Annotated in this window: 13 protein-coding genes; 10 read left to right on the top strand and 3 right to left on the bottom strand. The window is 66.7% G+C overall.

The annotated features are described in order from the left end of the window. Positions 1-50 precede the first annotated feature (50 nt). Genes DIE29_RS13725 through DIE29_RS13735 form a run of 3 tightly spaced genes read right to left on the bottom strand, consistent with a single transcriptional unit; the run spans position 51 to position 4,805 of the window. Entirely contained in the window at positions 51-1,280 is a 1,230-nt protein-coding gene (locus DIE29_RS13725; protein ID WP_114650161.1) for an osmoprotectant NAGGN system M42 family peptidase, read from the bottom strand. Beyond that, the gene (ngg, locus tag DIE29_RS13730) at positions 1,277-3,022 is read right to left on the bottom strand and encodes an N-acetylglutaminylglutamine synthetase (protein ID WP_102042867.1); all 1,746 of its coding nucleotides are present in this window, start codon (positions 3,020-3,022) and stop codon (positions 1,277-1,279) included. The genes DIE29_RS13725 and ngg overlap by 4 nt, the downstream gene beginning before the upstream one ends. Positions 3,023-3,032: 10 nt before the next feature. Beyond that, on the bottom strand, positions 3,033-4,805 hold the full coding sequence (locus DIE29_RS13735; protein ID WP_102042868.1) for an N-acetylglutaminylglutamine amidotransferase: 1,773 nt from the start codon (positions 4,803-4,805) through the stop codon (positions 3,033-3,035). A 122-nt stretch (positions 4,806-4,927) separates the two neighbouring features. On the opposite strand from DIE29_RS13735, the gene thiL reads away from it, so the two are divergent. From thiL to hprK, 10 genes are all read left to right on the top strand, one after another. After that, positions 4,928-5,887 carry a thiamine-phosphate kinase gene (gene thiL, locus DIE29_RS13740; RefSeq protein WP_102042869.1) on the top strand — a complete coding sequence of 320 codons (960 nt, stop codon included), beginning with the start codon at positions 4,928-4,930 and terminating at the stop codon, positions 5,885-5,887. Between the two features lies 1 nt (position 5,888). Continuing rightward, entirely contained in the window at positions 5,889-6,368 is a 480-nt protein-coding gene (locus DIE29_RS13745; RefSeq protein WP_102042870.1) for a phosphatidylglycerophosphatase A family protein, read from the top strand. A 12-nt stretch (positions 6,369-6,380) separates the two neighbouring features. After that, positions 6,381-6,887 (top strand): CinA family protein, encoded by a 507-nt coding sequence (locus tag DIE29_RS13750; protein ID WP_102042871.1) that lies wholly within the window; start codon positions 6,381-6,383, stop codon positions 6,885-6,887. A gap of 111 nt (positions 6,888-6,998) precedes the next feature. Continuing rightward, the gene (recA, locus tag DIE29_RS13755; protein ID WP_102042872.1) at positions 6,999-8,033 is read left to right on the top strand and encodes a recombinase RecA; all 1,035 of its coding nucleotides are present in this window, start codon (positions 6,999-7,001) and stop codon (positions 8,031-8,033) included. A 9-nt stretch (positions 8,034-8,042) separates the two neighbouring features. Then, positions 8,043-8,498 (top strand): recombination regulator RecX, encoded by a 456-nt coding sequence (gene recX, locus DIE29_RS13760; protein ID WP_102042873.1) that lies wholly within the window; start codon positions 8,043-8,045, stop codon positions 8,496-8,498. Next, the gene (gene lptB / locus DIE29_RS13765; RefSeq protein WP_102042874.1) at positions 8,479-9,201 is read left to right on the top strand and encodes an LPS export ABC transporter ATP-binding protein; all 723 of its coding nucleotides are present in this window, start codon (positions 8,479-8,481) and stop codon (positions 9,199-9,201) included. The genes recX and lptB overlap by 20 nt, the downstream gene beginning before the upstream one ends. A gap of 19 nt (positions 9,202-9,220) precedes the next feature. After that, a complete protein-coding gene (locus tag DIE29_RS13770) occupies positions 9,221-10,669 on the top strand; it encodes an RNA polymerase factor sigma-54 (RefSeq protein WP_102042875.1) in 1,449 nt (482 codons plus the stop codon). Positions 10,670-10,688: 19 nt separating this feature from the next. Next, entirely contained in the window at positions 10,689-11,012 is a 324-nt protein-coding gene (hpf, locus tag DIE29_RS13775; protein WP_102042876.1) for a ribosome hibernation-promoting factor, HPF/YfiA family, read from the top strand. Between the two features lie 133 nt (positions 11,013-11,145). After that, positions 11,146-11,631: a PTS IIA-like nitrogen regulatory protein PtsN gene (ptsN, locus tag DIE29_RS13780; protein ID WP_102042877.1), complete on the top strand. Its 486-nt coding sequence runs from the start codon at positions 11,146-11,148 to the stop codon at positions 11,629-11,631. Next, positions 11,600-12,538, top strand: coding sequence for an HPr(Ser) kinase/phosphatase (gene hprK / locus DIE29_RS13785; RefSeq protein ID WP_102042878.1), 939 nt, complete (start codon positions 11,600-11,602; stop codon positions 12,536-12,538). Before ptsN ends, hprK begins: the two co-directional genes overlap by 32 nt. The last annotated feature ends 78 nt before the right edge of the window (positions 12,539-12,616 follow it).

The following is a 12,616-nucleotide window of genomic DNA, read 5'->3' on the forward strand; positions in this document are numbered from 1 at the left end:
CATGGGCAAAGCGGATTACGGAATCATTCAAAAAGCATGAAAACTTTGCGCTATCGGCCTGCCTGCCGATGTTCCCTGTCCGACGGCGGGCTGTCGAGGAACTCCTCCGGCGTGGGCAGCGGGGTGTTGGGCAGCACCATATCCTGCGGGCGCAGCTGCTCGGTGAAGCCTTCCAGCGAGCCCATGCTGCGGCAGTCACGGCGCGCCACCGGTTCGCTGGTCATGTAGGCGATCACCAGCTGGGTGAGCGCCACCAGCGCCTCGCGATGGGTGCGTTCCTGGGCGTGCGAGGCATCGGCGCCGAAGCCGATCAGCGCGGTGCGGATGTCGTTGCCGGCCTCTACCGCAGCGGCCGAGTCCGAGCGGTAGTAGCGGAACACGTCGCGCCGGTGGGCGATGCCGTGCGCCTGCGCCAGGCCGATGAGCTTGTGGGTGAGGTGGTAGTCGAAGGGGCCGGACATGTCCTGCACGCAGATGGTGGCGGCGTGCTCGGAGGTGTTCTGCCCGGGGGCGGCGATGGAGATGTCCAGACTGACCATCTCGGCGATCTCGCCGTGCAGCGCGGCCGAGGCGCCGGAACCCACTTCCTCGGTGAGGGTGAGCAGCGGATGCACGTCCACCGGGAGTTTCAGGCGGTGGTCGCGCACCGCCTTGCAGGCGGTGAGCAGCGCGGCCACTGCGGCCTTGTCGTCGAGATAGCGCGAGTTGATGTAGCCGTCGGGCTGGATCTCGGGCATGGGGTCGAAGGCGATCCAGTCGCCGACGTGGATGCCGGCCGCTTCCAGATCGGCGCGGCTGGACACCGGCAAGTCCACCCGCACCTCGACATGCTCCCAGCCCACCGGCTGGGTGTCGATCTCCGGGCCAAAGGCGTGGCCGGAGGTCTTCAGCGGCAGGCAGGTGCCGCGCACCTGACCATGGTCGGTGAAGATGGTCAGGCGGAAGCCCTCGGCGAAGCGCGCCGACCAGTGGCCGATGGGAACGATGGCCAGGCGGCCGTTGGACTTGAGCTCGCGCACCATGGCGCCCAGGGTGTCCAGGTGGGCGACGATGGCGCGCGCCGGCTGGGCCTCGCGCCCGCGCAGGGTGGCGCGGATGGCGCCGCGGCGGGTCATCTCGTAGGGAATCTCCAGCGCTTCCAGGCGGCCGGCGGCGTAGCGCACCGCAGCGTCGGTGAGGCCCACCGGGCTGGGGATGGCCAGCAGCTGCAGCAGGGTTTCCTCGAGGTAGTCGTAGTCGATCGCGGGCAGGGTGCCCGCGGGCAGGCGGGGTTCGTTCATGCGCCATCTCCTTGCTGGCTGCGCGAGCGCGGAAACAGCAGGTCGACGAAGCGCTCGGCGGTGGGCTGGGGTTCGTGGTTGGCCAGCCCGGGGCGTTCGTTGGCTTCGATGATCACGTAGTCCGGGCCGTCGACCGCCGGCACCAGAAAATCCAGCCCGGTGACCGGGATGTCCAACTCGCGCGCGGCCTTCTCCGCCGCCGCACGCAGCGCCGGGTGCAGCTCGTCGGTGACGTCGTGGATGGTGCCGCCGGTGTGCAGGTTGGCGGTATTGCGCACCTGCAGGCGCTCCTCGGCGGGCAGCACCTCGTCCAGACCGTGGCCCTGGGCGCGCACGCAGCGCTCGGTTTCCGCATCCAGCGGGATGCGCGACTCGCCGCCGGTGGCCGCGGCGCGGCGCCGGCTTTGCTTTTCGATCAGCTCGCGCACCGTGCTGCGCCCGTCGCCCACCACCATCGGCGGGCGGCGCACCGCGGCGGCCACCACCCGGTAGTCGATGACCACGATGCGCAGGTCCTGGCCGCTGCAGTACTGCTCGACGATGACCCGGTCGCAGAACCGGCGGGCGCGCTCGATGGCGGCCCGCACCTCCGCGGCCGCGGTGAGGTTCACGCTGATACCCTTGCCCTGCTCGCCCTCTACCGGTTTGACCACCACCGCGCCATGCGCAGTCAGCAGCGCCTGCCAGGCGGCCTCGTCGGCCGCATCGGCCTGCACCGGCACTCTGAGTCCCGCGCCGGCGAGCAGCTTGAGGGTGACGCGCTTGTCTTGGCAGCGGCTCATCGCCACCGCGCTGGTGAGCTCCGAGAGCGACTCGCGGCAGACGATGCTGCGCCCGCCCAGGGTGAGGCGGAAGTAACCGTTCTCTGCATCCAGCACCTCGGCATGGATGCCGCGACGCATGGCCTCGTCCACGATCAGCCGGGCGTACGGGTTGAGGCCGGCCAGCGCTTCGGCCGGGCCGGTAAACAACGGCTCGTTGATCGCGTTGCGGCGCTTGACCGCAAAGGCGGGAATGCGCTGGAAGCCGAGCTTCTCGTAGAGAGCGATGGCCTGGACGTTGTCGTGCATCACCGACACGTCCATCCACGCACGGCCGCGCGCCAGGTAGTGCTCGGCAAGATAGCGCACCAGGGCCTCGCCCACCCCGGGATGGGCGGCCTGCGGGGCCACCGCCAGCGCCCACAGGCTGGCGCCGTGCTGGGCGTCGGCAAAGGCCTCGACATGATCCAGGCCCATCGCCACCCCGATCACCTCGCCGCTGGCGCGGTCTTCGGCCAGCGCATAGGTAATGGCCCGGCTGGCGCGCTCGCGCCACACCCGCTGCGGGTCCACCGGCACCATGCGGCGCGCGCGATACAGGGCGTTGATCGCCGCCACGTCGGCGCGGGTGCGCAGGCGGCGCAGGGTGAAGCCGCGCCGGCCGGCGCGCGGGGCACGGTAGCCGGCCAGTTGCAGGCGGAAGGCGTCCGAAGGGTCGAGGAAGAGCTGCTGCGGCGCGCTGGCCACCACCACCTGGGGCTTCTCGACATAGAAGGCGATGTCGCGCTGACCGGGGCGTTCCCGCAAGAGCTCGGCGGCCAGCTGCGCCGGGTCGCGCCAGGTCTGCGCCGGCAGCCAGCGCCCCCAGCCGCATTCGACGATGACGTTCTCGGGCATCGCCACCGCCTCGGGCTGCCCGGCGGGCAGATGCAGGGGCTGTTTGCCGGCGCGCAGCGCGCGGGCGATCTGCTTGCGAATCATCGGGCGGGCCTCAGGTAGCATGGCTCTGCAGCCACCATTCGAGCAGGCCGAGCTGCCACAGCTTGGAGCCGCGCAGCGGCGTGATGTGGGCGGATGGGTCGGCCAGCAGGGTGTCGACATAATCCTGGCGGAACAGCCCGCGTTCACGCGCGGCGCGGCTGGAGAGCGCGTCGCGCACCCGTTCGAGCACCGGGCCCTGCAGGTACTTGAGCGCCGGCACCGGAAAGTAGCCCTTGGGGCGGTCGATGACCGCCGACGGAATCACCTTGCGCGCAGCCTCCTTGAGCACGCCCTTGCCGCCGTGCGCCAGCTTGTGGCGCGCCGGGATGCGCGCGGCCAATTCGACCAACTCGTGATCGAGAAAGGGCACCCGCGCCTCCAGGCCAAAGGCCATGGTCATGTTGTCGACCCGCTTGACCGGGTCGTCTACCAGCATGATGGTAGTGTCCAGGCGCAGCGCCTTGTCCACCGGGTCGTCGGCGCCCGGGGCGTTGAAGTGCGCGGCAACGAAGGCCGCGCTGGCATCCACCCCATGCCAAGCCGGATTCACCGTGCGCAGGTATTCTTCGTAGTCGCGGTCGCGAAAAGCCGCCAGATAGTCGGCCACCGGATCGGCGCTGCCGGCGAGCTTGGGATACCAGTAGTAGCCGCCGAACACCTCGTCCGCGCCCTGGCCGCTTTGCACCACCTTGCTGTGGCGCGACACCGCCTCGGAGAGCAGGTAGAAGCCGATGCAGTCGTGGCTCACCATCGGCTCGCTCATCGCCTCGACCGCCTCGGGCAGGCGGGTGAGCAGTTGCGCCTCGGGCACGAAGATGCGCTCGTGGCAGGTGCCGAACTCTCGCGCAACGATCTCGGCGTACTCGAACTCGTTACCCTTCTCGCCGCCGACATCCTCGAAACCGACGTTGTAGGTGCGCAGGTCGCGCACCCCGGCTTCAGACATCAGGCCGACGATGAGGCTGGAATCCACCCCGCCGGAGAGCAGTGCGCCCACCGGCACGTCGGCCACCAGGCGGCGCTTCACCGCGGCGCGCAGGCCGTCGAGCAGGATCTCGGTCCATTCCTCGAAGCTGCGCGCCTCGTCGGCCGGCTCCTGCGGATACATCAGCGTCCAGAAGCTGCGCTCGCGGCGGCTGCCGTCGGGTTCGATCTGCATCAGCGTGCCCGGCGGCAGCTTGCGCACCCCGGCATAGATGGTGTGCGGCGCCGGCACCACGGCGTGGAAGGAGAGGTAGAAATTGAGTGCGGCCGGGTCCACCGTGGTGTCCACCCCGCCGGCTTCGACCAGCGCAGGCAGGCTGGAAGCGAAGCGGAAGCCGCCGGGGATTTCCGCGTAGTACAGCGGCTTGATGCCCAGGCGGTCGCGGCCGAGCAGCACGCGGCCGCTGTCGCGCTCCCAGATGGCGAAGGCGAACATGCCGTTGAGGCGCTTCACGAAGTCCAGCCCCCAGGCGTGGTAGGCCTTGAGCAGCACCTCGGTGTCGCCGTGCGAATAGAAGCGGTAGCCCTTGCCTTCCAGCTCGCGGCGCAGTTCCGGGTGGTTGTACACCGCGCCGTTGAACACGATGCCGAGCCCCAGCTCGGGATCCACCATGGGCTGCTGCGCGGATTCGGAGAGATCCATGATCTTCAAGCGCCTGTGGCCCCAGGCCTGGGAACCCTGGGCATACACCCCGCCATTGTCCGGGCCGCGCCGCGCCTGGCGCTGGTTCATGCGTGCAATCGCACCCAGGTCGGGGGTCTGTCCGTCGAATCTGATCTCACCGGCAATGCCGCACATAGAACTTCCTTTTATTGAAACGGTTTTTATTTTAGCAAATTTATTTTGTGCAAACATTTTAGCCGTGGGCGGCGCGCTGCGTTAAGCTTCGGCGCGCCCACCCATTCGCCGCGCCCGAGAGCATGCCCAGTGAATTCGATCTGATCCGCCGCCACTTTCTGCGGCCCACCCAACACACCGCGCTGGCCGGCGGCGATGACGCCGCGCTGATCGCCCCGCGCCCCGGCATGCAGTTGGCGGTATCCACCGACATGCTGGTGGCCGGCACCCATTTTTTTGCCGACACCGATGCACGCGACCTGGGCTGGAAGGCGCTGGCAGTCAATGTTTCCGACCTCGCGGCGATGGGCGCCGAGCCGCGCTGGGCCTTCCTTGCGCTGGCGCTGCCCACTGCCGATGACGCTTGGCTGACGGCCTTCGCAGAAGGTTTTTATGCCTGCGCGGCAGCGTTCGGCGTGGATTTGGCCGGCGGCGACACCACCCGCGGACCGCTCGATGTGTGCGTCACGGTGATCGGCGAGACGCCCGCCGGACAGGCACTCACCCGCGCCGGCGCGCGCCCTGGGGACGAACTATGGGTGTCGGGCCAACCGGGCTTCGCCGCGCTCGGACTGTGGGCGCTGCGCGACGGTCTGCGGCTGGCTCCCGTAGGTCGCACACGGTGCCTGGCCGCCCTGCACCGGCCGCAGCCGCGGGTGGCGCTGGGCCAGGCGCTGCGCGGCGTGGCCAGCGCCGCGCTCGACGTGTCCGACGGCTTGATCGGCGACCTGCGCCACCTGCTGCAAGCATCCGGCTGCGGGGCGCAGATCGACCTGTCAGCCCTGCCACTTGCGGCACTCACCGACTATGGCGCAGCGCACGAGGTCGCGCTGCGGGCGCTGTTGTCCGGCGGTGACGACTACGAGCTGTTGTTTACCGCCACGGCCGCCCACCATGCGGACATCGCCGCACTCGCCGAGCGCCTCGATCTGCCGTTACACTGCATCGGTCGACTCAACGATAGACCGGGCGAGATACTGTTGCGCGCCGCCGACGGCAGCCTGCAGCCGCCCCAAACCACCGGCTATGACCACTTCGCTTGAGATGCGACCCGACGCCCGCTTCCTGTTCAGCCACCCGGCGCACTTTATCGCCCTCGGCTTCGGTGCCGGCCTGTCGCCCAAGGCACCGGGCACGGTCGGCACCCTGGTCGGCTGGCTGCTCTATCCGCTGCTACGCACCCCGGTCTCCGAAGGCGTGTTCCTTGCTTTCCTGCTCAGCCTGTTCGTCGCCGGTGTGATCGCCGCCGAGCGCACCGGGCGCGCGCTGGGCGTGCCGGACCATGGCGCCATCGTCTGGGATGAGATGGTGGCGATCTGGTTGGTGCTGCTGTTTACCCCGGTATCGCTGCTGTGGCAGGCGGCCGCAGTGGCCATTTTCCGCTTTTTCGACATCGTCAAGCCGCCGCCGATCCGCCTGGCCGACCAGCGCCTCAAGGGCGGTTTCGGGGTGATGTTCGACGACCTCATCGCCGCCGGCTACACCTTGCTGGTGCTCGCCGTATTGGTCTCGCTGTTCGGTTGATGGACGCCTGCGATGGAAACTGAACTGGCCGCGCTATCCCGCCGCTTGGGCGAGGTGTTGCTGGCACGCCGCTGGACGCTCGCCACCGCCGAATCGTGCACCGGCGGCTGGATCGCCACCGCGGTCACCGCCACCGCTGGCAGTTCGGCGTGGTTCGACCGCGGTTTTGTCACCTACTCCAACGACGCCAAGTGCGAGATGCTGGAAGTCTCCCCGGTCACGCTGGCCACCCACGGCGCGGTGAGCGAAGCCACGGTGCGCGAGATGGTGGCCGGGGCGCTGGCGCACAGCCGCGCCGACGTGGCGGTGGCGGTATCCGGCATTGCCGGCCCCACCGGCGGCAGCGCGGCCAAGCCGGTCGGCACGGTGTGCATCGGCTGGGGGGTGTGCGGCCATCCGCCACAGACCGAAACGCTGCGATTGAGCGGCGACCGCGAAGCCATCCGCAGGCAAACCGTCGCGCACGCACTGAGGCGGCTGATCGCCCTGGCGGCAGACGCCGGCCCCACCGCGGCTTGATGTAAATTCATACAGCCCATAGACTGCGCACCGGTGTGCATCGCCCGCTGCGCCCGGCACACTCCAGCAAACTCTGTGCCATAATCCGCCAACATTTCAGGAAGCTTACCCATGGACGACAACAAGGCCAAGGCGCTTGCCGCCGCGCTCTCGCAGATTGAAAAACAGTTCGGCAAAGGCTCGATCATGCGCATGGGCGACGGCAGCATCGAGCGCGACATCCAGACCGTATCCACCGGCTCGCTGGGCCTGGACATTGCCCTGGGACTAGGCGGCCTGCCGCGCGGCCGGGTGGTGGAGATCTACGGCCCGGAATCGTCCGGTAAAACCACCTTGACCCTGCAGGTGATCGCCGAAATGCAAAAGCTCGGCGGCACCGCGGCCTTCATCGACGCCGAACACGCACTCGACGTCGGCTATGCCGAAAAGCTCGGCGTCAATATCGCCGATCTGTTGATCAGCCAGCCGGACACCGGCGAGCAGGCGCTGGAAATTGCCGACATGCTGGTGCGCAGCGGGGGGGTGGATATCGTCGTGGTCGACTCGGTAGCTGCGCTCACCCCCAAAGCCGAAATCGAAGGCGAGATGGGCGATCAGCTCCCCGGCCTGCAAGCCCGCCTGATGAGCCAGGCGCTGCGAAAACTCACCGCCAACATCAAGCGCACCAACACCTTGGTGATCTTCATCAACCAGATTCGTATGAAGATCGGCGTCATGTTCGGCAACCCGGAAACCACCACCGGCGGCAACGCGCTCAAGTTCTATGCCAGCGTGCGCATGGACATCCGCCGCACCGGCACGATCAAACGCGGCGAAGAGGTCATCGGCTCCGAAACCAAGGTCAAGGTGGTCAAAAACAAGGTCGCGCCGCCGTTCAAAGAAGCGCATTTCGACATCCTGTACGGCGAAGGCGTGTCCCGTGAGGGCGAGATCATCGACCTCGGCGTGGAGCACAAAATCATCGAAAAATCCGGCGCCTGGTACGCCTACAACGGCGACAAGATCGGCCAGGGCAAAGACAATGTGCGCGAATTCTTGCGCGCCAACCCGGCGCTGGCGCGCGAAATCGAAAACAAAGTGCGCGCGGCTCTGGGCTTGAAGACGCTGCCCGCCCTCGGCGGCGAGCCGGCTGCCAACGCGGCCTGACCGACGACCATGGCCGAAACGGGTCTACGTGCGCGCGCACTGCGCTATCTCGCCCAACGCGAACATTCGCGCGCCGAGCTGGCGCGCAAGCTCGCCGACCACGGCAGCGCGCCGGAGATCGACGCCCTGCTCGACCGCCTGAGCGAACTGGAACTGCTCTCCGACGCCCGTTTTGCCACCGCCTGGGTGCGAGGCAAGGCCGCACGCTTTGGCACCGCCCGGCTGCGCCACGACCTGGCTCGCCGCGGTGTGTCCGACACGCTGATCGAGGCGGCTTTGCAGAGCGAAGCCGTAGAATCCGAACTGGAGCGCGCACATCGCGTATGGCGCACCAAGTTCGCCCAGCCGCCCGCCGACGCACGCGAATGGGCGCGTCAGGCGCGCTTCCTGCAGGGGCGCGGCTTTGCCGCCGAGGTGATCCGCAAGCTGTTGAAAGAGATCCCGGATGAGTCTGCTCAAGGTTGAAGGGCTGCAGAAGCGCTACAAGGCGCGTACCGTGGTGCACGATGTCGGCTTTACGGTCGAAGGTGGCGAAGTGGTCGGCCTGCTGGGGCCCAATGGCGCGGGTAAAACCACCTGTTTTTACATGATCGTCGGCCTGGTGCGCGCCGATGGCGGGGAGATCACCCTTGACGGCGCCCGGCTCACCCATCTGCCCATCCACCAGCGTGCGCGCCGCGGCTTATCCTACCTGCCACAGGAGATGAGCGTGTTCCGCAAGCTCACCGTGGAGGAAAACATCCGCGCGGTGCTGGAACTGCAAAAGCTCGACCGCGACGCCATCGACCAGCGCCTGGAAACCCTGCTCGACGAGCTGAACATCGCCCACTTGCGCGACAACATGGCGGTGTCGCTGTCCGGCGGCGAACGCCGGCGCTGCGAAATTGCCCGCGCCCTGGCCACCGATCCGCGGCTGATCCTGCTGGATGAACCGTTTGCCGGGGTCGACCCGATCGCGGTACTCGACATCCAGAAGATCATTCGCTTCCTCAAGGAGCGCGGTATCGGCGTGTTGATCACCGACCACAATGTCCGCGAGACGCTGGGCATCTGCGACCACGCCTATATCATTAGCGAAGGCCGGGTGCTCGCCAGCGGCCAGCCCGATGACATCGTGCGCGACGAGCGCGTGCGCCAGGTCTATCTCGGCGAACACTTCCGCCTGTAAGCGCCACAGCAATAGCCGCATGAAACCCACTCTCCAGCTCAAGCTTTCGCAACATCTCACGCTCACCCCGCAACTGCAGCAGTCGATCAAACTGCTGCAGTTATCCACCATCGAGCTGAACCAGGAGATCGAGCGCTTCCTGCTGGAAAACCCGATGCTGGAACGCGACGATGGGGAGGTGGGCGGATTGGGCGCCACGCTGCCGGATCGCCCCGCGCCCGGCGCCACTGAAACCTCGGCGGCCGATGGCAGCGACGCGGCCCGCGACGATGCGCCCGAACAAGACCCCGCACGCTACGATGAAGCTGGCGAATGGCTGAGCGCCGCGGGCAGCGGCAGCCGCCGTAACGACGATGACGAAGAGGCCGATTTCCAGGAGTTCCATGCGGCGGCCACCTCGCTACGCGACCACCTCGATCAACAGGTCGCACTCTCTCCGCTTTCGGACCGCGACCGCGCATTGGTGCGCTTCATCATCGAGGCGCTCGACGACGACGGCTATCTGAACCAATCGCTGGAAGAACTGCTGCCGCTGCTGCCCGAAGCGCTGGATTTCGATCTGGACGATCTGAACATCGCCCTGCGCCATGTGCAAAACCTGGAGCCGGCCGGCGTGGGCGCACGCAGTGTGCAAGAGTGCCTGAGCCTGCAACTGCGCGCCTTGCCCGCGGGCGCCACCCGCGATCTGGCGCTCAAGATTGTGGAGCATCATTTGGCGCTGCTCGCCGAGCGCAATTTCGTCAAACTGAAGCGGCTGTTGTCCTGTGACGATGAGGCGCTGCGTGCAGCCCATGCGCTGATCTGCCGGCTCGATCCGCATCCCGGCTCGCGCTACGCCGCGCAGGAAACCCGCTACATCATCCCGGATGTGGTCGTACGCAAACTGCATGGTCAATGGACGGTGAGCCTCAACCCCGAGGCGGTGCCCAAACTGCGGGTCAACGCCCTGTATGCGCAGATTCTGCAACAGCACCGTGGCAACGGCGGCGGCCTGAGCAGTCAATTGCAAGAAGCGCGCTGGCTGATCAAAAACGTACAGCAGCGCTTCGACACCATCTTGCGGGTGGCCCAAGCCATCGTTGACCAGCAGCGGCAGTTCTTCGATCATGGGGAGGTGGCCATGCGCCCGCTCACCCTGCGCGAAATCGCAGACCAGTTGGGCTTGCATGAATCCACCGTGTCACGGGTCACCACCCAGAAATTCATGGCCACGCCCAGGGGGGTGTTCGAACTCAAGTATTTTTTCGGCAGTCATGTCTCCACCGATACCGGTGGGGCGGCATCCTCCACGGCGATTCGCGCGCTGATTCGCCAGCTGGTGGATGCCGAAGACAGAAAGAAGCCTTTGTCCGACGCCAAGATTGCCGAACTGTTGGGCCAGCAGGGTATCGTCGTCGCACGGCGCACCATCGCCAAATACCGCGAATCGCTCAATATCCCGCCGGTCAGTCTGCGCAAAACAATTTGATCGATAAGAAGGAGTCATCATGAATCTCACCATCACCGGCCATCACGTCGAAGTCACCCCGGCCATCCGCGACTACGTGAGCTCGAAGCTGGACCGCGTCATCCGCCACTTCGACAACGTCACCAGCGTCGGCGTGATCCTGTCGGTGGAAAAACTGGACCAAAAAGCCGAAGTCACCCTGCACACCCGCGGCAAAGACATCTTTGTCGAAGCCCACGATGCCGACATGTACGCGGCCATCGACGCCATGGTCGACAAGCTCGACCGTCAGGTCCAAAAGCACAAGCAGAAGGTGCAGGACCACCATCACGAGGCGCTCAAGCACCAGCACAGCCAACAGTGACCGCTTCAATACTTCTTTCGGTTTAGGGTGTGGGTATAATTCGCGCGTTTTCCGAACCGCGCCGCCAATCGGCACCCGACCGTCCCCGCCTGCGCGGCAACCAGCGCTGCGGTGCCGCGCAGGGTTTGATCCAATGAGCCTGATCGCACAACTCCTCCCCCTTTCCAACGTGGTCGTCGATCTCGACGCGAGCAGCAAAAAGCGCGTGTTCGAGCAAGCCGGGCTGTTGTTCGAGAACCACCAGGGTATTGCGCGCAGCGTGGTGTTCGACAGTCTGTTCGCCCGCGAACGCCTCGGTTCCACCGGGCTGGGACAGGGCATCGCCATCCCGCACGGGCGCATCAAGGGGCTCAAGGAAGCGGCGGGTGCTTTTTTCCGGCTCGCCACACCGGTGCAGTTCGACGCCCCGGACGGCCGCCCGGTGAACATTCTGTTCATCCTGCTGGTGCCCGAGCAGGCCAACGAAACCCATTTGCAACTGCTCTCCGAACTGGCGCAGATGTTCAGCGACCGCGACTTCCGCGAGCAGTTGCTGCAAGCGCCCGACCCGGCCGCCGTGCATGCCCTGTTCGCCAACTGGGGCCCCCATGCGACAGACGAGCGTCGCGCGGCTCTATGAGGCGCTGGGCCCGCGCCTTGCGCTGACCCATGTGTGCGGCGCGTTGGATGCCGCGATTGCGGTCTCCGAGGAACGCATCTGGCCGGCCGACCTGGTCGGTCACCTCAACCTGATCCACCCGCAGCGCCTGCAGATTTTGGGCGCGGCGGAACTGGCCTGGGCACGCCGCCAGTCGCGCGAGAAGATCGCCCATCACCTGAACGAAATCCTCGCCGCCCACCCGCCTGCGATCGTGGTAGCCGACGGTTGCGAAGTGCCCGGCCTGCTGCACGGGCTGTGCGAGAACATCGGCGTGGCACTCTTTACCACGCCGCAGCCGGCAGCCGGCGTGGTCGACCAATTGCGCCAGTACCTGGCGCGCCAACTGGCAGAAAAAGTCTCACTGCACGGCGTGTTCATGGATGTACTGGGCTTGGGCGTGTTCATCACCGGCAACTCGGGTGCGGGCAAATCCGAGCTTGCGCTGGAGCTGATCTCCCGCGGCCACGGCCTGGTGGCCGACGACATCGTGGAATTCTCCCGCATTGCCCCCACGGTGCTCGAGGGGCGCTGCCCAGAACTGCTGCAAGACTTCATCGAAGTGCGCGGCCTGGGCATTCTCAACATCCGCACCATCTTTGGCGAGACCGCCTGCCGACGCAAGATGCGCCTGCGCCTGGTCTGCCATCTGGAACGCCGCCAACCCGGCCAGGACGACCCCTCCCGCCTGCCCTTGCACCAGGAAACTCAGGACATACTGGGCGTGCTGGTACCGCGGGTCGTCCTGCCGGTGGCCGCTGGCCGCAACCTTGCGGTGCTGCTGGAAGCTGCAGTGCGCTCCACCATTTTGCAGTTGCGCGGAATCGACTCCACCCAGGAGTTCATCGACCGACAAAGCCGCGCGTTGGCCGGCGACCTGCCGGACTGAGAGCGCAAAGCCACATACGGCCCGCCAGGCAGCTTCGCTGCAGCGCACGATTGCGTAAGCGGCTGTCATGACCGACAA

This window comes from Pseudothauera hydrothermalis (assembly GCF_003345255.1).
GTDB classification, from domain to species: domain Bacteria; phylum Pseudomonadota; class Gammaproteobacteria; order Burkholderiales; family Rhodocyclaceae; genus Pseudothauera; species Pseudothauera hydrothermalis.

What these genes read in the sequence shown, in the direction of transcription:
- DIE29_RS13770 (WP_102042875.1), top strand. Translation starts at nt 9,221, where the DNA reads ATGAAACCCACTCTCCAGCTCAAGCTTTCGCAACATCTCACGCTCACC.
- thiL (WP_102042869.1), top strand. Translation starts at nt 4,928, where the DNA reads ATGCCCAGTGAATTCGATCTGATCCGCCGCCACTTTCTGCGGCCCACC.
- recA (WP_102042872.1), top strand. Translation starts at nt 6,999, where the DNA reads ATGGACGACAACAAGGCCAAGGCGCTTGCCGCCGCGCTCTCGCAGATT.
- ptsN (WP_102042877.1), top strand. Translation starts at nt 11,146, where the DNA reads ATGAGCCTGATCGCACAACTCCTCCCCCTTTCCAACGTGGTCGTCGAT.
- DIE29_RS13745 (WP_102042870.1), top strand. Translation starts at nt 5,889, where the DNA reads ATGCGACCCGACGCCCGCTTCCTGTTCAGCCACCCGGCGCACTTTATC.
- recX (WP_102042873.1), top strand. Translation starts at nt 8,043, where the DNA reads ATGGCCGAAACGGGTCTACGTGCGCGCGCACTGCGCTATCTCGCCCAA.
- DIE29_RS13750 (WP_102042871.1), top strand. Translation starts at nt 6,381, where the DNA reads ATGGAAACTGAACTGGCCGCGCTATCCCGCCGCTTGGGCGAGGTGTTG.
- hprK (WP_102042878.1), top strand. Translation starts at nt 11,600, where the DNA reads ATGCGACAGACGAGCGTCGCGCGGCTCTATGAGGCGCTGGGCCCGCGC.
- ngg (WP_102042867.1), bottom strand. Translation starts at nt 3,022, where the DNA reads ATGATTCGCAAGCAGATCGCCCGCGCGCTGCGCGCCGGCAAACAGCCC.
- lptB (WP_102042874.1), top strand. Translation starts at nt 8,479, where the DNA reads ATGAGTCTGCTCAAGGTTGAAGGGCTGCAGAAGCGCTACAAGGCGCGT.
- DIE29_RS13735 (WP_102042868.1), bottom strand. Translation starts at nt 4,805, where the DNA reads ATGTGCGGCATTGCCGGTGAGATCAGATTCGACGGACAGACCCCCGAC.
- DIE29_RS13725 (WP_114650161.1), bottom strand. Translation starts at nt 1,280, where the DNA reads ATGAACGAACCCCGCCTGCCCGCGGGCACCCTGCCCGCGATCGACTAC.
- hpf (WP_102042876.1), top strand. Translation starts at nt 10,689, where the DNA reads ATGAATCTCACCATCACCGGCCATCACGTCGAAGTCACCCCGGCCATC.